Origin of the sequence: Flavobacterium sp. Leaf82, assembly GCF_001422725.1 — a bacterium.
Taxonomy (GTDB): domain Bacteria; phylum Bacteroidota; class Bacteroidia; order Flavobacteriales; family Flavobacteriaceae; genus Flavobacterium.
On sequence record NZ_LMMA01000003.1, the window covers coordinates 1 to 21,923 of the forward strand.

21 protein-coding genes are annotated in these 21,923 nt (G+C 29.0%); all 21 read right to left on the reverse strand.

The window, feature by feature from the left end; genetic code table 11:
• Positions 1–849, reverse strand: an 849-nt coding sequence (locus tag ASF10_RS04195; protein ID WP_131726503.1) for a hypothetical protein, incomplete at its 3' end; no start/stop codon positions are given.
• Between the two features lie 6 nt (positions 850–855).
• A complete protein-coding gene (locus ASF10_RS04200; RefSeq protein WP_056245869.1) occupies positions 856–1,746 on the reverse strand; it encodes a glycosyltransferase family 2 protein in 891 nt (296 codons plus the stop codon).
• Position 1,747: 1 nt separating this feature from the next.
• Positions 1,748–2,836, reverse strand: coding sequence for a glycosyltransferase family 4 protein (locus ASF10_RS04205; RefSeq protein WP_131726504.1), 1,089 nt, complete (start codon positions 2,834–2,836; stop codon positions 1,748–1,750).
• A gap of 129 nt (positions 2,837–2,965) precedes the next feature.
• Positions 2,966–3,931, reverse strand: coding sequence for a glycosyltransferase family 2 protein (locus ASF10_RS04210; protein ID WP_056245872.1), 966 nt, complete (start codon positions 3,929–3,931; stop codon positions 2,966–2,968).
• 1 nt (position 3,932) lies between these two features.
• Positions 3,933–4,592 carry a hypothetical protein gene (locus ASF10_RS04215; protein WP_056245876.1) on the reverse strand — a complete coding sequence of 220 codons (660 nt, stop codon included), beginning with the start codon at positions 4,590–4,592 and terminating at the stop codon, positions 3,933–3,935.
• Positions 4,589–5,254: an MBL fold metallo-hydrolase gene (locus ASF10_RS04220; RefSeq protein ID WP_056245878.1), complete on the reverse strand. Its 666-nt coding sequence runs from the start codon at positions 5,252–5,254 to the stop codon at positions 4,589–4,591. Before ASF10_RS04220 ends, ASF10_RS04215 begins: the two co-directional genes overlap by 4 nt.
• Positions 5,223–5,969, reverse strand: a complete 747-nt coding sequence (locus tag ASF10_RS04225; protein ID WP_056245881.1) for an SDR family NAD(P)-dependent oxidoreductase — start codon at positions 5,967–5,969, stop codon at positions 5,223–5,225. The genes ASF10_RS04220 and ASF10_RS04225 overlap by 32 nt, the downstream gene beginning before the upstream one ends.
• A gap of 137 nt (positions 5,970–6,106) precedes the next feature.
• On the reverse strand, positions 6,107–6,319 hold the full coding sequence (locus ASF10_RS04230; RefSeq protein WP_056245884.1) for a phosphopantetheine-binding protein: 213 nt from the start codon (positions 6,317–6,319) through the stop codon (positions 6,107–6,109).
• An 18-nt stretch (positions 6,320–6,337) separates the two neighbouring features.
• Positions 6,338–7,402 (reverse strand): 3-oxoacyl-ACP synthase III family protein, encoded by a 1,065-nt coding sequence (locus ASF10_RS04235; protein WP_056245888.1) that lies wholly within the window; start codon positions 7,400–7,402, stop codon positions 6,338–6,340.
• On the reverse strand, positions 7,402–7,632 hold the full coding sequence (locus ASF10_RS04240; protein ID WP_056245892.1) for an acyl carrier protein: 231 nt from the start codon (positions 7,630–7,632) through the stop codon (positions 7,402–7,404). Before ASF10_RS04240 ends, ASF10_RS04235 begins: the two co-directional genes overlap by 1 nt.
• Complete coding sequence (locus ASF10_RS04245; protein WP_056245893.1) at positions 7,625–8,449, reverse strand: GNAT family N-acetyltransferase; 825 nt, start codon at positions 8,447–8,449, stop codon at positions 7,625–7,627. Before ASF10_RS04245 ends, ASF10_RS04240 begins: the two co-directional genes overlap by 8 nt.
• Positions 8,449–9,969: an amino acid adenylation domain-containing protein gene (locus ASF10_RS04250; RefSeq protein WP_056245896.1), complete on the reverse strand. Its 1,521-nt coding sequence runs from the start codon at positions 9,967–9,969 to the stop codon at positions 8,449–8,451. The genes ASF10_RS04245 and ASF10_RS04250 overlap by 1 nt, the downstream gene beginning before the upstream one ends.
• 12 nt (positions 9,970–9,981) lie before the next feature.
• The gene (locus ASF10_RS04255) at positions 9,982–11,064 is read right to left on the reverse strand and encodes a DegT/DnrJ/EryC1/StrS family aminotransferase (protein WP_056245899.1); all 1,083 of its coding nucleotides are present in this window, start codon (positions 11,062–11,064) and stop codon (positions 9,982–9,984) included.
• A 4-nt stretch (positions 11,065–11,068) separates the two neighbouring features.
• On the reverse strand, positions 11,069–12,493 hold the full coding sequence (locus ASF10_RS04260) for a lipopolysaccharide biosynthesis protein (protein WP_056245902.1): 1,425 nt from the start codon (positions 12,491–12,493) through the stop codon (positions 11,069–11,071).
• A 161-nt stretch (positions 12,494–12,654) separates the two neighbouring features.
• Positions 12,655–13,725 (reverse strand): lipopolysaccharide biosynthesis protein, encoded by a 1,071-nt coding sequence (locus tag ASF10_RS04265; protein WP_056245905.1) that lies wholly within the window; start codon positions 13,723–13,725, stop codon positions 12,655–12,657.
• A 6-nt stretch (positions 13,726–13,731) separates the two neighbouring features.
• Complete coding sequence (locus ASF10_RS04270; protein WP_056245908.1) at positions 13,732–16,245, reverse strand: SLBB domain-containing protein; 2,514 nt, start codon at positions 16,243–16,245, stop codon at positions 13,732–13,734.
• Positions 16,246–16,292: 47 nt separating this feature from the next.
• Entirely contained in the window at positions 16,293–17,339 is a 1,047-nt protein-coding gene (gene rfbB / locus ASF10_RS04275; RefSeq protein WP_056245911.1) for a dTDP-glucose 4,6-dehydratase, read from the reverse strand.
• A 5-nt stretch (positions 17,340–17,344) separates the two neighbouring features.
• Entirely contained in the window at positions 17,345–18,352 is a 1,008-nt protein-coding gene (locus tag ASF10_RS04280) for a mannose-1-phosphate guanylyltransferase (protein WP_056245914.1), read from the reverse strand.
• Positions 18,353–18,382: 30 nt separating this feature from the next.
• Positions 18,383–19,696, reverse strand: a complete 1,314-nt coding sequence (locus tag ASF10_RS04285) for a nucleotide sugar dehydrogenase (protein WP_056245916.1) — start codon at positions 19,694–19,696, stop codon at positions 18,383–18,385.
• 270 nt (positions 19,697–19,966) lie between these two features.
• Positions 19,967–20,434, reverse strand: a complete 468-nt coding sequence (locus ASF10_RS04290; RefSeq protein ID WP_056245919.1) for a UpxY family transcription antiterminator — start codon at positions 20,432–20,434, stop codon at positions 19,967–19,969.
• An 81-nt stretch (positions 20,435–20,515) separates the two neighbouring features.
• On the reverse strand, positions 20,516–21,907 hold the full coding sequence (locus ASF10_RS04295; RefSeq protein ID WP_056245922.1) for a UDP-glucose 6-dehydrogenase: 1,392 nt from the start codon (positions 21,905–21,907) through the stop codon (positions 20,516–20,518).
• Between the last annotated feature and the right edge of the window lie 16 nt (positions 21,908–21,923).

Sequence of the window (21,923 nt, forward strand, 5' to 3'; positions counted from 1 at the left end):
AATTTTTCTAGGTATAATATATTTAATTATTTCAATAAAAGAATGTTCTCCATAGATTACTTCCATCTTTTTTGAAATATAATTTGAATATCCTAACTTAATAATTTCAGCGTTGAATGGAATATGCTCACATATCGCTTCATTCTTATCAAAACTATTTAGAACAACTTTATATTCTAAATCACAAATTGCTCTATAATTATAGACTGCTATGCCTCCAAAAGCAGAAATAACTTTATACAAAATTTCATTTTCTTTTAAATTCACACTAATACTTCTTAATATATCTCGTGAATTTTCTGACTTAAACAATGGTATATTCTTCATTGAATACTCCTGAATAGCAAAAAGATCATAAAATATTTTAGAATAAACTTTATTAAATATTTTTTTAACAGTTATTCCATAAGCAAAAATAGCACCACATTCTCCCTCGCATTTTAAAATTGAATCTACAATCCCTTCAACAGAAAAAGATTTAACATCTATGTCTATTACAATAAGATTATCAATATTATGGTTGATTTGCTTTATATAATCAATATAGATATTTCTATATTTCGTCATTTTTTCAATTCTAAAAAGACTTACTAAAGGATTAATGTTATTTAATGTTTTATTTGGAATAGTCAAAGTATTATAATCCTGAGAAATTATTTTTACTCCTGATTTACTTTGTTCCCAATCAAACAATAAGGCTTTTGTATTGTCTTTACTGTCATTTTCTACAACAACAACTTGCGACCATCTAAAATAACTTCTTAGTTCTTCTACTAATTGAATATTTTTCACCAATGTTTTTCCACAATCTCTTGCTAGTATGGCTATCACAATATCTTTATCAATCATTCTATTTTATTTCAATAATGAATAAACATATTCTTTTCTGTCTTTGTAAGTAATTCTTGAATCAAGTAATATTGGAAGTCTTATAATAAAAAATACCAATCTAAAAATATAATAATTTGGCATAAACGAATTTTTCTTTAAATACTTGAACAAACTAACAGTAATCATAATTCTTCTTTTTGCAGAAAAACTCTCAGCAGTATTGCTTCCGCCTTCTAAATGAATTATTTCAGCACCTTTAATTAGAAGTCTTTTTAATCCTAATTTACTAATCTGCTTTTGCAAATCTGTCTCTTCATAATACATAAAAAACATTGGATCAAATCCTTTTAGGCTTCTAAATAATTCCCTAGATAAAAATAAATCTGCACCAGTTATATAATCAACTTCAAAAAAATTAGATTCTTCAAATTCTCGTCTTTCTTTTTTAAAGGGAGAATGAAAAAAATGTTTTAAATAATTATTAATTACTTCAAAAATTATTCTTCTCATTGAAGGAAAACTTTCAGAAGAATGAGTATTATTTCTATCTTCATCTAGTAAAACTGTACCTAAGCAGCCAATATTGAGATTTTTATTATTTCTTGCAAAATTTAAAAAGTAAAAAATAGCATTATTTAATAAAATTGTATCTGAATTTAATAAAAAAATATATTCGCCATTTGCTTTCTCAACTCCTAAATTATTTGCTTTCCCAAATCCTATATTACCACCACTTTGGACAAAAATTACCTTTGGGAATTTTTCTTTGATTGTATTTTCTGAGTCATCTGTTGAATTATTATCAACTACTACTATCTCAAAAACAAGATCCTTGGTTTGTTTATATACTGAATTAATACAATCTACTAATAAATCCTTTGTATTGTAATTTACAATTATTATTGATACATCCATATTAACTTGTTACTACATTAATAAATTTATCAAGAACAGATTCCCAACAATACTGTGCAACAAATTCTTTTGACTTTTTTGCTAATTTTATCCTTAGATTATTGTCATTGAGTAAAACTGTTATTTTTTCTACTATATCATCAACATCCTCAGGAATAATTGTAATAGCATCCATATAATTATTAACATGCCTGTGACCTGGGATATTAGTAGAAACCACTACACATCCACAAGCCATAGCTTCAGTTGGAGGAAGTGCCCACCCTTCAGTAATACTTGGAGCTAAAAAAATTGCATTTCTATTGTATATAGAATTAAGTTTTTTTGAATTATAATTATATTTTATCCATGAAGGAATTCTATCTGGCCTTTTCTCAACTCCAAATAATTCTACTTCTAGTTCCGGAAACGCTGTTTTCAATTTTTCGAAAGCTTTTAAACCATAAATCGTGCCTTTTACATTATCATTCTCTCCATATAGCATACAGATACTTAAGGGATTTCTATTTTCAATATTATTTGTAACATTGAATACATTTGTATCAATTGCAAGAGTAGTTAAGATCGGCTCAGAAATAAAATTATATTCTTTAACTTTATTGTATAAAAAATCAGAAATAACAACATTAGTCACATTTTCATAATTATATGATTTATGAACTAAATCCTCATTACCATCCCAAATTTCATATCCTTGTATTAAATTTACTTTTTTACCTTTTGAAACTGTTAAATTTTTCAATGGTTCTACTAAGGACCACCAAGTAGTTATAGTCGCATCAGCATCTCTAATAGAATTATTACTTATTGTATCAATAAATTTAAATTTAACCTTGTCATCAAATGTGAACCAATTAGGTTTTGGATGATTATTATATTTAATAAATGAAATTACTTTTCGTAACCATAATGGTCTTAATTTTGGATAATAAAAGTGAGGAGTGCTTTGATTATGATATACAACCACGTCATGTCCCATTAAAGACATTCTATTAGCATATTCATACATTATTTTAACACCTCCGCCTGGCATCGGTGCAAAAAAAGGCAGTATAAAGTTAAGCTTCATTGAATTTTTATAAACTTCCAAAATTTTAAATTAGAGCTAAGCTCATCTTATGATTTATTGTAAAGATTTTAATTTAAGATCATAAATAACATCTTAATTTAACACAAGAATTACCTACAACAATTACTTGTTTTTAGATAAATAACAGGATTACTTATGGATAAACTGGGATTTAAATTTTTTTAGAATCTGATAAAAAGATCCCACAAAAAGTCTAAAATTATTATTTCCTAAATAAAACTCATATAGAAAAATTAAAAATTGTTTAAAATTACCTTTAAATGAAATATTCCAAACTAATTGTTCATATAAATAAATAGAAGTAATTTCTTTTTTTGTTTTTTGATCTTCCTTAAAATATTTATTTAAAAAAAATAATTTAATTTTAAAAACACTTTTTCTAAAATCAAGATGTTTATTTAGATTTTGAGTATTTGAGGCAGACTCTTCTAAAACTCTATAGACAGTTGTCATTTCATCCATGTAATGAGCTTTTGTCTTTGTTGAAATAAATAACCATAAAGGTAAATCTCCTAAAAGCCATCCTTTTGAATATGGTCTAACTTCATTAACATATTCTTGCAAAAATTCTCTTTTAAAACAAACAGTCAAAGTATAAATATTTGAAGCGCCAAAAATTAAATCTTTAAAAAAAGAATCTTGTTTATTTTTTGGTTTTTCTAATATTTTTAATTCTTTTGTACTTTGATAATATGCAAGAGAGTCAGTATATACTAATCCAAAGTCTGGATTTGCTTCTAAAAAATCAAATTGTTTTTGTAGTTTCAAAGGATCAGTCCAATAATCATCTCCTTCACAAATAGCGATATATTTACCTCTGGCCATAGGAAATACTATATCGAACCAAATGTTTACATCAGGTTTTGTAAAATGATTTTCAATTTGATATATATTATTAAATAGACTAGGATATTTTGATTCATATTCTCTAATTATCTTTGCTGTATTATCAGTAGAAGCATCATCATGAACAATTATTTCAAACAAAAAATTAGTTTGCTGTATTAAGAAACCTTCTAAAGATTCTCTGATATATTTTTCTTGATTATATGATGTACAGATAATGCTTAGCAGCGGATTATTGTCTTCTCGCATTCTATTTTGGGATCGCTATTATGCTTTCTTTGTATCGATAAAAAACAGTAGTATTGTCTTTGATAGATTTATCTACAACCATTCCAGCTTGTATTAAATTTTCATTTCCTATTACAACATGGGGTATCACGGTAGACCTAATGCCAAAAAAATTATCATTTCCAATAGTGATCCTTCCAGCAATTATTGTAGTAGAAAAAATATTTCTATCACCAATAATACAGTCATGACTTATGCAACCATAAGAAGTAATCATATTAAAATCACCTATTTGAGTGTTTGGTCCTATTATGCAAAACGGATAGATAATATTCCCTTTCCCTATTTTTATTGTATCAGGAATAATTGCTGAATGATGTATGAATTGAAAAAAAGTAACTCCTTTATTTTCTAAAATACAAATAATCTCATTGCGAAATTTAATGTCTGAAATTCCTATTAAAACTTCAACTTCTTTTTCAAAGTTATAATTATCAATATCTCCTAGAACCGCTTTCTGAAGTTGATACTTTTTCCAATACTTTTCTATATTGTATTCATAATCTATATATCCTAAAAGATCTATTTGAGACTGAGAATCAACATTTTTATTGTTATCTTCTATATATGATGTTAACTCCGAGGCAACTGCGCCAGTGCCAATAATTACAATTTTTTTCATATAACTTTATTAAAATCAATATCTCTAAATAGAAATATTTCCCCGTGACCGGGATAAACCATCATGCTTTTTTTATTAAACAATTTATCAAGTTCATAAATTGTCTTACTAAGTTGCTCTTTGCTACCACCAGGTAATTTCGTTACAGTTTTAGTATCTTTAATAAATACATCTCCCGTAAAAAGCATTTCATTTATCCAAAAAGAAACAGAGCCGAGTGAGTGACCTGGAGTTTCTTTAAATTGTAGTATATAATTACCCAATTTTAAAACTTCATCGGAAATTATTCTTACCTTACCAGTTAAAGCAATTTCAAATCCTACTTGATTATAAAATATAGATAGATTTTTCTTTTTATCAACTATACTTTCAGAACTTTTTTTGCTACAAACTATTGTACAATCAAATAGTTCTAATAATTTATTAACTCCCCATATGTGATCAAAATGTTCATGAGTTAATATTATATATTCTGGCACAAGATTATTTTCTTTTAAGAATATTAATAATTCAATACAATCTTCTGATCCTGGATCAATTATTATACAACTCGGATTCAAATTATTATAAAGAACAAAACAATTCGAATCAATTGGCTGATTCTGAATTGTTCTAACTAATATTTCCAAATTATCCTGTAATATTAATCGTTCTTCCGCCATCGACTGTAATCTGTTGTCCTGTAATCCATCTGGCATTTTCAGAAAGTAAAAATGAAACAGCTTGAGAAATATCATTTGGTAAGCCTATTCCCAAAGGATATACCGATAACATTCTTTGTTTTAATTCTTCGTTTCCTAAAATATCTTTAGTCATACTAGTTTCAACTGCACCTGGGAGTACTGAATTCACACGAACCTTAGGAGCTAACTCTACGGCTAAAGATCTCATTAAACCATCAAGAGCTGATTTTGATGATCCATAAGCACTCATAGCTTTTGCACCATGATTACTTATATTACTTGATATAAAAACAATACTTGTTAACGAACTATTGTTAATTTTTTTACTTATAAGAGTTTTCGAAATTAAATTAGGAGCAAAAACATTTATATTAAATGTCTGTTTTAATATATCTAAATTGGACATTTTCAAAGGCGCCATTTTCATTATTCCTGCACAGTGAACAAATTTTATGATTTCGATGCTATTAGATAAAAATTGTTCTAATGATTTTTCTACTTCCTCAATTTTCTCTAAATTACATAGCCATGTCAACATACTATTTTTTTTGTTACATAAGCTTAGTACCTCGTTTAACTTTTCTAGATTTCGACCATGCAGTACTAAATTATAATCATTAGATAATTGAATAGCTATCTCTTTACCTATACCAGATGTAGCTCCTGTTACCAGAACGAATTGTTTTTTTTCCATATATTAAAAATGCTACTAAATACTCTTAACCCTATAACTTTTAATTTAAATATATTATTGAACTTACTGATAAATAGTAGATTTTTTTTTTTGTCATTTATCAGCTAACCAAATTGAATTATATAGTTTAAAAAAAATTAGTTATTTTTCAATAATTCATACAAACCTCCAATAGTTTTAGCCTCAACAATCTGAGCTGCAGTAATAGTTTTTTGAAACTCTTCTCCCGAATAAGCAATTACTGACAAACTAGTTAATGAATCCCAAGCATCAAAATCAACAATATTATCCGATAATTGCACAGAATCTTCTTCAAACAATTCAGCCATTTTTTCTAAAAAATCTTCCATTCTTTTATGTTTTTATTTTTAATATTCTATTATTTCGCAAAAAGTTAAAGGTCCAACATCCATAAGCAAGGATGCCCATGTCAACCCAACTCCAAATCCCGCAAAACAAATTTTTAATCGTTTTTGTTTAAGCTGTTCTGCAATGTTAAAACATGTAACTACAGGGATCGTTACACCACTTGAATTCCCGAAATTCTCAACTACATTTGCAGGCATCTTTTCTCTACTAATTCCTATTTTATCAGCAACTTTGTTAAGCATAAATTTATTTGGCTGATGGAACATGTAGTAATCCACAATGTTCTTGTCTACTTTTGCATTTTGTAATAAAGACTCAATCATTGGAGGAACTTCTGCCTGAACAAAATTAAACACATCGTCTCCTTTCATTACAAGATTTTCTTTACTTCTAAAATTACCACTAACATCTTCATGCATAATTGCAGTTTGATTAGATATTGGTAGCCTAGCTCCACCAGCTGGAATTTGTAAAGAAAATGCTCCGCTCCCATCCATCTTTATAGTTCCGAAAATTTCTGTTTTATCAGATGATTTTTCTATTATTGTAATTGAAGCTGCATCACCTATAAGTGGATTACTATTTCTATCTCTTTTTGAAACTTTAGTACTCAAAACATCAGCATTTATCATTACAACTTTAGAGACAGAAGGTTGTTCTAATAACATAAAAGCTTGATTTAGTCCAATAATAAAGCCAGCACAGCCTTGATTTATATCTAAACAAATCATATCCTGTTTTAGACTAAAATGTCCTTGAATAACATTACTTGTGGGAGGCATTATGTAATCAGGTGACTGAGTGACAAAAATAAGTGCATCAATATCTTCTTTCTGCAATTTGTTTGTGGAAAAAAGAAAATCAAGACCCTTAATAGCTAAATCAGACGCACAAATTCCTTCAGAAGCCACTCGTCTTTTGTTTAAACCAAGTGCTGCCTTTAATTTCAATGATTTTGCGGTCGAAAAATTATAATTTTCCATCTCGTCCTCAAACTTTATTTCATTCGAAGGCATTATCACTAACATTCCGGTAATTTCTTTGTCTTTAAAGTACAAATTCATTATTTGATGTATTTATTCAATAAATTAGAAATACTTTCTATATTACAAAAGTTTTCCGGCAATATATCTGTTCCATCAATTGATATTTCAAAAGTTTCATCTAAACTTGTTACTAAAGTTACCAAGTCAAACGAATCTAACATTCCAGCTTCAATAAAATTTTCAGTTGGCTCATTAAAATCAAATTCCGGTCTTATTTCATTTAATATTGATACTATCTTATCATTCATATTTTATCATTTTATTTGTAAGCACAAAATTATACATTTTTTCTTCAACAAATCCATAATGTTTGTATCTCTTTATTGCATTTTCATTACTTTTAATTACCCAAAACAAATGTCTATTTGTATCTCTACCTCTATTTTCAAAAACATTAAAAAGTTTAGATCCTATTTTTTTTTCTCTAAAATCAGGATGCACAAACCAATATCGCAGATATAGAGTACTTCCTATAATTTCGTAAATTAAAAAACCCCCAATTTCATTACCTTCTTCATAAACTAAAACATTTTTATTTTCAATCCAACTTCTCAATTCCTTTTCTTCTGGTAATTGTTCTGCCATTTCATCAAAAAATGTTTGAAACAAACTATTTATAGAACCTATATGATTACTTGATGCATCATGTATACCTTCGATTGTAAGAGATGAAAAGTCTTTTTCACTATTTAATCTATACATTCTAACAAGTGAAGTATAATAATTGAAAGATTGATTATAAAATATATCTAATAATTCAGAAGTGTCTTCTTTTTGTACAATATCTAAAATCAAATTTTCTTGTTCAAAATCTTTCATCAACTTAGGAAGTGACTTCTCTAACTCCTCATTAGAAGATGCAATAAAAAACAACGCATAAAAGCTATTCTTTTTTTTCAAAAAATAAGTTACTTCACCGAGTTCTATTATGTAAAACTGACCGTCAGCTATCCATATTTTATTTTTTTCAGCATTTGGATAGAAATTGGTAATTAGTTTTTTTTTATAATTTTTAATCCTAACTACAGCTTGATTGATCTCATTAAAATCACTTACTTTCCTCATTATAAATTGACTTTATTTTTCAGAAAAAGACGATCTATTTTTCCGTTAGTATTTCTCGGTAATTCCTTCATAAAAGAATAAACTGTAGGAATCATATATTTTGGCAATGCTTTAGTAAGTTCTTTCCTGAAATCAATCACAGGGATTTCTTCATTTGCTTCATAAAACAGAGTAATCTCCTTTTTATTTACATTATAAACGACACAGCCATTTTTAGCAATTTTTAATGTATTAACAATCACATGTTCTATTTCTCCCAATTCTATTCTATATCCCAAATGTTTAATAAGACTATCTTTTCGACCTTTAAAAATAATTTCATCTAGATTATTTACAGAGACAATATCTCCTGTTCTATAAATAATTTCTGGATAAGACTTATTAAGAGGATTTTGAACAAATGCTAATGATGTTTTTTCGGGATTATTATAATACCCCATTGCAAGTGAAGTTCCCCTAACACATAATTCTCCTTCTTCTCCTTTTGCAACTAATTTATCCTCATCATTAAGTATAAGAATATCAGTATTTCTACAAGCAAAACCAATTGGCAACGGTTCATCATCCGGAATATCTCTGTCAATAATAAAATAAGTACAATCTAATGTAATTTCAATAGGACCATATAAATTAGCAAACAAACATTCCTTTAAATTATTTTTCCAGTAATTAAACTGTTTTGTTGGAAATACCTCGCCAGCGAACCAAACTGTTTTTAAAGAAGGCAGGCTAATTTTTTCTAACAGAGCCATATTTGCAATATTTACCATAATTGTTGGCACCCAAAAAAGGAAAGTTATTTTTTCTCTCTCTAAGATCTCTAAAATTTTAATCGGAAAAGCCGCTAAACTATCTGGTATCAATACTATTGTGCTAGCTTTAGACATCAAGAGACATAACTCATAACTATAAATATCAAAAACTAGTGGAGACAAAGATCCTATAACTTCGTTATTTGAAAATTTAAAAGTATCTATTGACCATTCTGTAAAATCAACAAAACTTTTATGATTAAGAACTACGCCTTTTGGAGTACCAGTCGAACCGGAGGTATTTATAATACAGTATGGATCTGTATCAATCAATCCTGATAGTCTTTTTAATAATTCATTATCAATAGTAACATCAAAATTAATATCATCGATATTTAATATTCCCTGAGACAATCCTAAGGTTTCCAATTGTTTTATATAAGTAGAATTGGTGATAATAAGTTGTGGCTCTATTAAAGAAATTATATTATTTATTCTTTCAATAGGTGTCTTAATATCTAAATTCATATAAATATTCCCACTGAACGTAATGGCAATATTAGAAATTACACTGTCTATTGTCTTAGGAAGAAAAACTGCAATAGGTTTATTGACATCATTAACAGATTGACTTATATATTGTGCTAAAATTCTCGACTTTAAACTTAAGTCTGTGAAAGTTATTTTTTTTTCACCTTCAATTACAGCTGTTTTATTACCGTTATTTTCTACAGTTTCAATAAAATATTCTATTACATTCTTAATCATTTTTATTTTAGTTTAATTATTCTGAACTCTTAAAATTAATCTACAAATCAGATCTACTTCTTCTACTGATAAATCATAATATAATGGCAAACATAAAACACGTTTTGAAACATCATCAGTCACAGTAAAATGTTTAACCTGAAGATATGGCAAAGCACTAGCTAAAGATGGATAAAAATAACGTCTTGTAAAGATTTCACTTCCATCTAAAACTGATTTAATTTTCAGTAGCAATTCTTCACTTTCAAGCACTACACAATAGTATGCAAAGTTTTGTTCAGAATCTGTATGCCAAATAGGACGATAAGCTTTTAAAGTCTGTAACTTTTTATCATAACGAGATACTAATAATTTTCTATTTTCATGTATTTTTTTAATATAGTTTAGATTTACTAATCCCATAGCTGCATGAAATTCTGAATTTTTACCATTTATTCCTAATTCAGAAAAAGTATCAAACCCAGAAATTCCAAAATTACGAATGTAGGCAAGTCTCTTAAGCAAGTCAGCGCATTTTGTTATGATTAAACCTCCCTCAATTGAGTGATATAATTTGGTAGCATGAAGAGAACATGTCGTAATATCCCCATACTCAAAAATTGATTTACCATTAATTTGTACTCCAAAAGCATGAGCACCATCATAAATTACTTTTAAATTATGTTTTTTTGCAATATTTTCAATAGCAATGACATCACAAGGATTGCCATAAACGTGCGTAGCCAGAATTGCTTCTGTTTTTTCAGTTATTGCGCTTTCGATCTTCGAAGGATCAATATTTAAGGTTTTTTCCTCTATATCTACAAAAACTGGTGTACAACCTTCCCAAACGATACAGGAAGTTGTTGCAACAAATGAAAAAGGAGTAGTAATTATCTCTCCTTTTAAACCAAGAGCTTTAATAGCCATCTGCAATGCTACAGTTCCATTAGTAACAAATAGTAAATGATCTACCTTGAGATACTCTTTTAGATTCATTTCAAGCTCACTGGCTAATGGTCCCATATTGGTTAACCACTGCCTCTTCCAAATCCCACTAACAAAATGCTGGTATTCTTCTTGTGGGGGTAAAAATGGCTTAGTAACTGGTATCATATTTTTAAATTATGTTGCGAATATCCTTTATTGTTTGAAATTTAAATATTAAAGCTAAAAAAACATATACTATTATTCCAATTATACTGCTTAAAATAAGTCGCGAAATATTATTATAATCGCTTAAATAATTATTAACAATAAAAACTAATAATCCCATGCAAGTGGAAATAACAAAAACAGGGAGAATATCCAATAATTGTTGTTTCATTGTATAATCAATTATAGAACCAGCATAATATGTATTAATAAAAAGTGCAATTATCGAAGCGATAACAGATCCAATTAATAATCCGGTAAAACCAAATAAAACAGAAATTATAATTATAAATATTAATACAACTTTTTTAATTATTTCTAATTTTAAAAATAAATCACTTCTACCCTTAACTTGAAGAATCATCAAATTGTAAAGATGTAAAGGGTACAAAATACCCGACAAACAAATAATTCGAAACATTGGAACAATAGGTAACCATTTTTCAGTAAATAAAAAAGCTACAAGTTCATTCGCTAGTAATGCCATAAGAACAATTATGGGGGTAATAATAAAAAGAACTATAAGCATAATCTTTTTATAAGCCGCTCTTAAAGCAGAAATATCATCCTGAACTTTTGCGAAGAGAGGAAATACAACTTTATTAAGTGCAGCTGAAACATTTCCTACTGGTAGCATCATTAATGAATTTGCTCTTGTATAATAGCCTACCGTTACAGGATTATAAAGCCTTCCAATAATAATTTGATATATATTTGTAAAAATTGTATCTAAAAGTCCCGAAATTGTCATTTTGTATCCAAAATGAAAGTGAAGTTTAAATCTATCAATATCAAAAATGAACTGTGGACGCCAATTTGAAGAAAACCATAAAAAAATAGATGTTAAAAAATTTGTTAATAGCATTGAATACACTAATGACCAAACCCCATAATTATTATAGGCAAAAAAAACACCACCCAAACTTCCAATTAGCAATGCCGGAAATGTTATGAATGCCTGCTTTTTAAACTTCATCTCTTTTGTCAAAATAGTATTTTGCACGGTTCCAAAAGCTAAAAACACAAAAGAGAGTCCATATACTCTAGCAATATCAGTAAGAACAGGTTGTTTATAAAACTGAGCTATATATGGAGCAGAAAAAAAAAACAATATATATATCAATAAACTAACACCAAGATTGAAGAAAAAAACAGTAGAATAATCTTTTGAGTCTGTTTTTGAAACCCTAATTAATGAAGTTGTCATTCCTCCCTCAAATAATGCTGTACCGACACCAATAAATACCGTCAACATTCCTATCAATCCAAATTCAGCAGGCAAAAGAATTCTTGCTAAAATAATTTGAACAAGAAACGTAATTAATTGAGTAGAAAATTGCTGTAAAAAAGACCAAATAAAGCCTTGCAAGGCTTGTTTTTTTAATGACATATGTAGATTAAAGAATAATTTGCAACTTTATTACAACAAATTCGCAAACTATTACTTTGTAAAATTTTATTTTTATTACTTCTGAATTTATAATTTATCTGAATTCATTTCTTAGCTAATCAAATTTTTAAAATAAAAACCTTAATCAATCAAATTCTAAATTATTGTGACATTAACTGACTAAAAAAACGTTTTATTATCAGAATCAAAACAATGAGAAATCCACTAATAAATCCGCCTATTACAATTCCTTTAGCTTTACCAAATTTATCCTTCTTCAAAGGAAAAATAGGTCTATCAATTACTTGGATTAAAGGTGTTTCTTTACGCAAGGTAACTTTAGATAGCTCAGACTGTCTTACTAATTCAGTTAAAATTGCCGTATTTGCCTGAACATCTACTTGTTTTCTAGAAGAAGGAGTACGTCTTACATTCAAAGCGGGATTTAAATTAAATGTATTATCATTTGCTACAGCGACACCAGTAATGGCCCCATTAAGTTCCCTTCTAATTGAATCAACCTGGCGCTCTAAAATTGCCATATTCATTCTAGCTTTTTTACTTCTGGTATCTATATAGAAATCTGAAATCTCTTTAGCTAATGCTTCACAAAAATATTTTGCAAAAAATTCATTTGTAGAATAAACATCTATATCAATAATTGATGCTTTTTTATCTTTTTGTGAAACTAAAAATCCACCTTCAGTTAAATTTTTTCCAATAACACCTAAAATACTATCATTTTCTCTTGTAAAATTTTTCCTGTCAGCATTAGGTAAAAATTCAATATGGGCTAATTTAGGTTTGTCCTTCCAACCATCTCTCCACTTATTATCTTGAATATACATTTCTGCAAATGAAATAATTTTGCCATGATCATTTACTGGAGACAACAATGTTTTCTCAACCATCAATCTTGACTTAAACAATTCCGTCAAATTAGAGCCAGTAAACATTCCTCCTCCACTTCCTCCTAAATCCAATCCCAGAGAACTTGCAAATCCTAAAGCTCCTCCCATTCCCCCGGATTTATCCTCCTCTAAGACGAAAGACAATGTAGCGGTGTAAACTGGTTTTTTCATCATTGAAAATGTCAGTCCCAAAATAGCTCCGGTAATTCCAACTAATAAAATGATTTTCCATTTTGAAAGTAAATAAATAAACCATTCATTTATCTTCTCTAGTAATTCCTTTAATGAAACCTCACCATTTTTACTATCTAAATTCTCCATCAAATATTATTTAAAAGCAGTAACAATTAATAATGCTAAGCTAGCTAAAACACTTCCAATACCAGCCCATTCTCCAGCACTCATTCTCTTCATTTCAGGTTTTTCCGGCACTACTATTTGAGAATCCGGAGTAACTTTTGGATACGATCTAAAAAATAAAAATGATCCTGTTACTGAAGCTTTACCATTTGGATAAATAATATATGCCTTTTTCTTCCATCCTTTATAATCTACACCACCAACAGCATTTATATAATATTTAAATCCTTTCCCACTACGATAAGGAATTTCTGAGGTTAACAAGACATTCCCAGTAACTTTAACACCTTCATTATAAACAGCAACTTCAATTTCATCACCTGGAAATAAAGTAACATTCGAGTAATGATTTTTATCTTTTACAATTTTTTCCCAGTTAACAGGAATTGTAGCATACTTTAATTCATCTCTAAGCTTTTTAGACAATTTATCTCTTAACGTATCCTTTTCTGTCATGCTGAATTCATTTTTTTCTACTTCGACAGCTTGTTTTTTATCAAGATTGAGATTTACACTCTCCAACTGTTCAATCTGCTCCTCCTTAATTGGTCTTTTAATTTTCATTCCATCTAAGTTGGCTATGGATGTTAATCCTCCAGCTCTCATAACAACATTGTATACTGTTTCTTTTTTATTAGCTAAAACGTATTTCCCAGGATAACTTACTGCACCACTAACTTTCACCATTTCTGGTTTTTCATAAACCGCCATTTTTCGAATATTTATTACATCAAAAGGCTTTAAAACAAAATTTTTAATTTGCTCATTATTGTCTGCGCTAATTTCAAGCTCTACTAACTCTATACGTTTTGGATCTGAATCATCAATCACATCAGACTTAACCATTCTGGCAACTTCAACTCTTTTAGATGCTGAACCTGTCAAACCTCCAACTTGAACAACCAAGTCGTTTAAAGTTAAATTTTCGAAATATTCATATTCTCCAGGATTTTTTACCTCACCATCTATAGTAATTTTATATTCTTCTCTAAAATCAAGAATAGAATAAACTGTAACAATATCTTCTCTTTTTAATTCAACGTCAGAATTTAAATCCCCTGATAAAGCAGCACTTAAATCAACATTTACAATTTCTGTGGTCAAATCTGTTTTTAAACGAATTATTCTTGCTCTTTTAGTATATGCATCTTCCTTAAGTCCCTCTGCTCTTGTAATAAGATCTGAAATTCTCATGCCCTCATTATAAGAATAGTAATCAGGTCTAAAAACTGCACCTTCAACTTTAATACGGTTTTCAAATCGATTTAAAATTTTAGTAACTCTAAAAACATCTCCTGATTGTGGTAAATAAGAATTATATTTACTCTCATTTATATCATGTACTTTAAATTCCTTACCTGTTTTTTGCATTACATTTACAGATGCCGTGTAGGCAAATTCGTTAAATCCTGAAACAAAAGACAATAAATCTGCAAAAGTCTCTCCACTTTTCATTTCGAAGATTCCTGGACGTTTTACTTCACCTTCAACCACAACTCTTTGACTATAAGCAGGAATTCTAATTACATCATTATCTCTCAAGCTCACATTATCAGATTGATCTCCTTTAACTAAAAACTTATAGATATCGATATTTTTATAAACTTTATTATTTCGAATTAATTCAATATTTCTATAGCTTCCATTTTTACCAGGTCCACCTGCTAAATGCAAAGCATTATATACAGAGGCAAGAGATGAAATAGAATAATTACCCGGCTGCTTACCGCCAACAATTGTCACCTTAATGGTTCTTATTTCGCTTAGACTCACACTAACTTGTGATTGTCCGGATCTAACTGTACTGTAAACTTTTGCTATTGCTGCTTTTATTTTTTGTAGAGCCGCTTCTATAGACATTCCTGCTACTGAAATTTGTCCAACATTTTGAATTGCAATTTTTCCTTCAAAATTTACAGCAACAGTACTATCAAATTGTTGAATACCATAAACGCTCACTTCTAACTTATCCCCTGGTCCAAGAACATAATTTATTGGTGTAGCCATTTTTAGGTCTGGTTCAAAATTCAAAGTCGGATTATCAAATAATTCAGATCCAAAAATTAATGAATTTAATGAATCCTTTATTTTTTCATTTTTAATTTTTTCCTGTTTTCTTTTAAACTCAGAGTCTTTATCTTTCTTTTTTAATTTATCCTCTTTGTCTTTGTCTTTGTCCTTATCTTTGTCCTTATCTTTGTCCTTATCTTTAGAATATTTTTTTTCATATTCATCAACTCTCGTTTTTAACTTATCAAATTCAACTTGACTCATACCCTTTGACAAAGCCATTGATTCCACATCGTCTATAGTTGCTTTATTACTTTTTAATTGCGAAATAATTTTAGCGATATCGTCATCTGACAAGTAATCAACCTTTACTGTACTTAAGTCTTTTGACTTTATTATATCTTGAGCGTTTGCATTAAAAGAAATAAGTAAAATAAAAAACAGAGTAAGAATGTATATTATCTTTTTCATATTGAATTATATTAACCTTTAAAGTTTAATTGAAAAAACTTATTTATTTATGAATATTGTTTTTTATAATAATCTTTGTAGGTTCCAGAAGTTACGTTATGCAACCATTCTTCATTATTTAAATACCAGTTTATTGTCTTTTCTAACCCTTCTTCAAAAGTAACAGATGGTTTCCATCCCAATTCTTTATTAATTTTAGATGCATCAATAGCATAACGCAAATCGTGACCAGGTCTATCCTTAACATAGGTAATCAACTCTTGAGAAGTTCCTTTAAATCTTCCTAATTTCTGATCCATAATTTGGCATAGTAATTTTACTAGATCAATGTTTTTCCATTCGTTAAACCCACCAATATTGTAAGTTTCATGATTTTTACCTTGATGAAAGACCAAATCGATAGCAATAGCATGATCTTCAACAAAAAGCCAATCACGAGTATAATTACCATCTCCATAAACAGGTAAAGATTTGTTATTGATAATATTGTTTATAAAGAGTGGAATTAGTTTTTCAGGAAAATGATGTGATCCATAATTGTTTGAACAATTTGTTAAAACATAAGGCAAGCCATAAGTTTCACCATAAGCTCTTACAAAATGATCTGAACTTGCTTTTGAAGCAGAATAAGGTGAATTTGGATCATATGATGTTGTCTCAGTAAAAAGACCCTCAGCTCCAAGCGAGCCATAAACTTCATCAGTACTAATATGATAAAAACGTTTACCTTCAAAATTCTCTTTCCATAGATTTTTAGCTGCATTTAGCAAATTCATAGTTCCAATTACATTTGTTTTTACAAATGCTAATGGGTCTTCAATAGAGCGATCCACATGAGACTCTGCTGCTAAATGTAAAACTCCATCAAAATTATGAAGTGAGAAAAGTTCATTTATAAAAGTTTCATCAACAATATCACCTTTTATAAAACTATAATTAGATTTATTCTCAATATCCTTAATATTTTCCAGATTGCCTGCATAAGTCAACGCATCTAAATTATATATTTGATAGTCAGGATATTTATTCACGAAACGTCTCACTACATGTGAACCAATAAAACCAGCACCTCCTGTTATAAGAATTTTTTTCATTTAAATTAATTTAATAAATCTGAATTTATTTTTTCTAATTCACTATAGATATCTTTTACATCTTGTGAATTTTCTTTTTGTAAAATTAAATTAGCAGTGTCTGTATAAACAAAAATAGTGTTTTTTAAACCCAGAAATGTAGTATGCTTACCACAACCAATAACCATATTCCCATTTTTATCGGTTGGATGATTTTTTAGAACTAAATAATCATAGACTGATTCAAATGAGCCTAAATCTGACCATGAAAAAGCAGCGGGTACTACTTTTATTTTTTTACTGCGTTCCATTACAGCATAATCAATACTAATCGATGGAATTTCTAATGATAGATCTAAATCTAAAAAACCATTTTTACTCGATTCCCATACAGTTTTAGATTTTTCATATACATCCGGCTGAAATTGCTTTAATTCTTCTAAAAGAACACTCGCCTTAAAACAAAACATTCCGCTATTCCATAAAAAATTTCCTTTTGCGATAAACTCTTTTGCAGTCGTTTCATTAGGCTTTTCTCGAAATGAAATTACTTTATCACCTTTTGATTCTATATAACCATAACCTGTTTCTGGTTTGGTTGGAATAATACCAAATGTAACAATAAAGCCATCTTGGGCTTTTGAAATAGCCTCGTTAATCGCTTTATTGTAGTCCTCCATCTTATCAATAATATGATCTGAAGGAGTAACAATTAATATATCCTCAGGATCTGAGGCAAATGCTGCAAAAGCTATTGCAGCTGCAGTATTTCGAGGAGTTGCCTCAACTATATTTATATATGAAGTTTTGGCTTTGTCCATAACTTTACCACTTAAGTGATGATTATCAACATTGCCAACTACCATAACTTTATTTGCTAAATGACTGTTACGATCAACAGTCATCTCGAATAGAGATTTATTTTCAAAAATCTCAAGATATTGTTTAGGCTGACTTTTTCGAGAGAGTGGCCATAGTCTGCTTCCTACTCCTCCAGTTAAAATTACATGTATGATTGAATTGTTTGTTTCCATTTTTATTTAAATAAAAAAGACTTTTATGTACTATAATCTATTGTCAGCTATAGTACCTAAAACTCCTTTGACGTCATATATTAAACTATCTTCTTTTTGCAACTCAGAAAAATTCAGTTTTAAAAATTCGGCATGTGCGACTCCTAAAACAATTGCATCAAATTTTTCTTTCGGAACAAAATTTATTGTTTCTAATTTATATTCTTTTTTTACCTCTTCTGTATTAGCCAAAGGATCATATATCGTAACCGATATTCCGTATTCTTTTAATGCTTTTACAACATCTACAATTTTTGTATTACGAACATCCGGACAATTCTCTTTAAAAGTAATTCCAAGCATTAAGAGACGTGCCCCATTAACTGAAATTCCTTTTTTAATCATCAACTTTACAATCTGAGATGCAACATATTCACCCATACTATCATTTAAGCGTCTTCCTGCTAAAATTATTTCAGGATGATATCCAAACTCCTGAGCTCTTTGAGCTAAATAATAAGGGTCAACACCTATGCAATGGCCTCCTACCAATCCTGGTTTAAAAGGTAAGAAATTCCACTTGGTAGATGCTGCTTCTAAAACTTCTTGTGTGTCAATATTCATTAAATTGAATATTTTAGCCAATTCATTTACAAAAGCAATATTTATATCACGCTGTGAATTTTCTATAACCTTAGCTGCTTCTGCTACTTTTATAGAAGGTGCTAAATGTGTACCTGCTGTAATAACAGATTTATATAGAGAATCAACTTTTAAACCAATCTCTGGAGTCGAACCTGAAGTTACTTTTAGTATTTTTTCAACTGTATGTTCTTTATCTCCAGGATTTATTCTTTCAGGAGAATAACCTGCATAAAAGTCTTCATTAAATTTTAATCCTGATATTTTTTCTAAAACAGGAACGCATTGTTCTTCTGTTACGCCTGGATAAACCGTTGATTCGTAAATAACGATATCTCCTTTTTTTAATATTTTACCTACTGATTCACTTGATTTATACAAAGGAGTTAAATCAGGACGATTATTTTTATCTACCGGAGTAGGAACAGTTATTATAAAATAATTACAATCTGCTATATCATTCAAAGAAGTTGTACAAAATAATCCAACGTTAGAATTGGGATTATTAACTAAAACTTTTTGCAAAGTAGCATCATCTACTTCTAATGTTGTATCTGTACCTGATTTTAAAGAATTAACTCTAGATTCATTTATATCAAAGCCTATAACGGAATATTTTGTAGCAAATAATCTAGCCAAAGGCAAACCAACATAACCTAAACCAATAACAGCTATTTTTATATTTTCGTCCAATTTGTACTCTTTTTTATCTATTTCAGTCATAACAATTCACGGCTTCGCCCTTCTGAGTCACAAAGATTGGACACAGACACTCTAAAATCATTTTCGGCAAATATAACATATTAAGTCAATTTATTCAATACGGTTTCCCGTATTCCTAAAAAAACAACCAATTAAAAAACAATAATAAACAACAACCCTCTCTCAATCAGTTTATAAAAAAATACATTATAAAAAAAACAGACAATAAAATCTCTCTTTTTAGAAATTTCACCTTCTGTTTTAGTAGCAGTAGTTAACAGTATAACTATATTATTTGTATTTTATTTTAAGTACACAACCTAAAGATTCAAGTACTAATGTATAATAAGTATTAGATATTTCCTGAACTATAGCATCCTGATTACTAAATACTCCTGTTTCTAATTTTATACGATCTCCAACCTGAATTGAAGTTACAGAAATATCACTAATATTTGGAGCCTTAAGACTTGTTTTTATAATATGAATTTCTTCCTCTCGAACAATTGCTGGTTTTCCTAACCAAAACAAATATCGAACTAACCCTGAAATTTGAAAAACAGAATTTCGGTCAACATCTTCTAAATAAACAAAAACATAGGAATTAAAAAGAGGTACTTCAATTTTCTTTTTTCTATCTGACCATTCCTTAATCTGAGTAATTAATGGACAGTAACACTCTATTCCAATTTCATTAAGCCTTTCCGCTACCTTTTTCTCCCATTTGGGTTTCGTATAAACTACATACCAATTTTTCATCCTCTTTTATATTGAAATAAAAATCTTAAACAACCCTCCTCATTCATTCCATATTAAATTTTAATTCAATATTCTTCGAAATTAAGAACCTATTCCTTTATAAATAAATCCAATTGATTCAAGTTCTTTCACATTTAATATATTCCTTCCATCAAATAAAAATGCAGGCTTATGCATCGAATCATAAATTTTTTGCCAATCATAGGTTGTAAATTCATCCCATTCTGTAAGAATCGCAATTGCATGAGATCCTTTACAAGCTTCGTATGCATTATCAAATATCGCTAATGCTTTATTATTTTCTTCCACAGTTCTAGTTTCAAGATAATCCAAATCACTTAGCATTTTACTTCTTGAAACCTTTGGGTCATAAACAGAAATTTTGGCTTGTTCATTAATTAAATCATCTGCTACATAAATTGCAGCTGATTCACGAGTATCATTCGTATCTTTTTTGAAAGCCCAGCCTAAAAAAGTGATTTTTTTATCTGCAACAGTATTATATAATGTTTGAACGATTTTATTTGAAAATCTTCTTTTTTGATGATCATTCATTATAATTACTTGTTCCCAATAATCAGCTACTTCATTCAATGCATATGATTTTGCAATATAAACTAAATTCAAAATATCTTTTTGAAAACAAGAACCTCCAAAACCAACTGACGCTTTTAAAAATTTAGGACCAATTCTGCTGTCCATTCCAATTGCTTTTGCTACTTCATTTACATCTGCTCCTGTCTTTTCACACAATTCAGACATTGCATTTATAGAGGAAATACGCTGTGCCAAAAATGCATTTGCAGTTAGCTTAGATAATTCTGATGACCAAACATTAGTAGTCAGGATCTTATCCTTACTTACCCAATTTGCATAAACATCAACTAATGCATTTATTGCTTCTTCTCCTTCTGGAGTTGTATCACCACCTATTAAAATTCTATCTGGATTTAATAAATCTGAAACTGCTGTACCTTCAGCCAAAAATTCAGGATTTGATAAAATTTGAAATTGAACTCCATTTCCAGTATTATCTAAAATACTTTTTATAGCCTCAGCTGTACGCACTGGCAAAGTAGATTTTTCGACTACAATTTTATTTTGTTTTGCTACTTTGGCTATTTGTCTTGCACAAAGTTCAATATATTTTAAATCAGCAGCCATACCTTTTCCTTTTCCATAGGTTTTAGTTGGCGTATTTACAGATATAAAAATTACCTGAGCTTCATCTATCGCTTTTTCTACTTCTGTAGAAAAGAAAAGATTTCTTCCTCTCGCTTCAGCTACTATTTGAGAAAGTCCCGGTTCATAAATCGGGATATTATCTGTATTTGGATCATTCCAATCTTTAATTCTTTGTTCGTTCAAATCGACAACAGTGACTTGAATATGTGGACATTTTTGAGCAATTACTGCCATTGTTGGACCTCCAACATAACCTGCACCAATGCAACAAATTTTTGTAATTTTCATCTATTTTCTATTATCT

Coding starts and splice junctions, on each gene's coding strand:
- ASF10_RS04285 (WP_056245916.1), bottom strand. CDS start 19,696: ATGACTGAAATAGATAAAAAAGAGTACAAATTGGACGAAAATATAAAA.
- ASF10_RS04230 (WP_056245884.1), bottom strand. CDS start 6,319: ATGGAAGATTTTTTAGAAAAAATGGCTGAATTGTTTGAAGAAGATTCT.
- ASF10_RS04200 (WP_056245869.1), bottom strand. CDS start 1,746: ATGGATGTATCAATAATAATTGTAAATTACAATACAAAGGATTTATTA.
- ASF10_RS04255 (WP_056245899.1), bottom strand. CDS start 11,064: ATGATACCAGTTACTAAGCCATTTTTACCCCCACAAGAAGAATACCAG.
- ASF10_RS04290 (WP_056245919.1), bottom strand. CDS start 20,434: ATGAAAAATTGGTATGTAGTTTATACGAAACCCAAATGGGAGAAAAAG.
- ASF10_RS04210 (WP_056245872.1), bottom strand. CDS start 3,931: ATGCGAGAAGACAATAATCCGCTGCTAAGCATTATCTGTACATCATAT.
- rfbB (WP_056245911.1), bottom strand. CDS start 17,339: ATGAAAAAAATTCTTATAACAGGAGGTGCTGGTTTTATTGGTTCACAT.
- ASF10_RS04260 (WP_056245902.1), bottom strand. CDS start 12,493: ATGTCATTAAAAAAACAAGCCTTGCAAGGCTTTATTTGGTCTTTTTTA.
- ASF10_RS04220 (WP_056245878.1), bottom strand. CDS start 5,254: ATGGCGGAAGAACGATTAATATTACAGGATAATTTGGAAATATTAGTT.
- ASF10_RS04240 (WP_056245892.1), bottom strand. CDS start 7,632: ATGAATGATAAGATAGTATCAATATTAAATGAAATAAGACCGGAATTT.
- ASF10_RS04270 (WP_056245908.1), bottom strand. CDS start 16,245: ATGAAAAAGATAATATACATTCTTACTCTGTTTTTTATTTTACTTATT.
- ASF10_RS04265 (WP_056245905.1), bottom strand. CDS start 13,725: ATGGAGAATTTAGATAGTAAAAATGGTGAGGTTTCATTAAAGGAATTA.
- ASF10_RS04295 (WP_056245922.1), bottom strand. CDS start 21,907: ATGAAAATTACAAAAATTTGTTGCATTGGTGCAGGTTATGTTGGAGGT.
- ASF10_RS04245 (WP_056245893.1), bottom strand. CDS start 8,449: ATGAGGAAAGTAAGTGATTTTAATGAGATCAATCAAGCTGTAGTTAGG.
- ASF10_RS04225 (WP_056245881.1), bottom strand. CDS start 5,969: ATGGAAAAAAAACAATTCGTTCTGGTAACAGGAGCTACATCTGGTATA.
- ASF10_RS04215 (WP_056245876.1), bottom strand. CDS start 4,592: ATGAAAAAAATTGTAATTATTGGCACTGGCGCAGTTGCCTCGGAGTTA.
- ASF10_RS04250 (WP_056245896.1), bottom strand. CDS start 9,969: ATGATTAAGAATGTAATAGAATATTTTATTGAAACTGTAGAAAATAAC.
- ASF10_RS04235 (WP_056245888.1), bottom strand. CDS start 7,402: ATGAATTTGTACTTTAAAGACAAAGAAATTACCGGAATGTTAGTGATA.
- ASF10_RS04280 (WP_056245914.1), bottom strand. CDS start 18,352: ATGGAAACAAACAATTCAATCATACATGTAATTTTAACTGGAGGAGTA.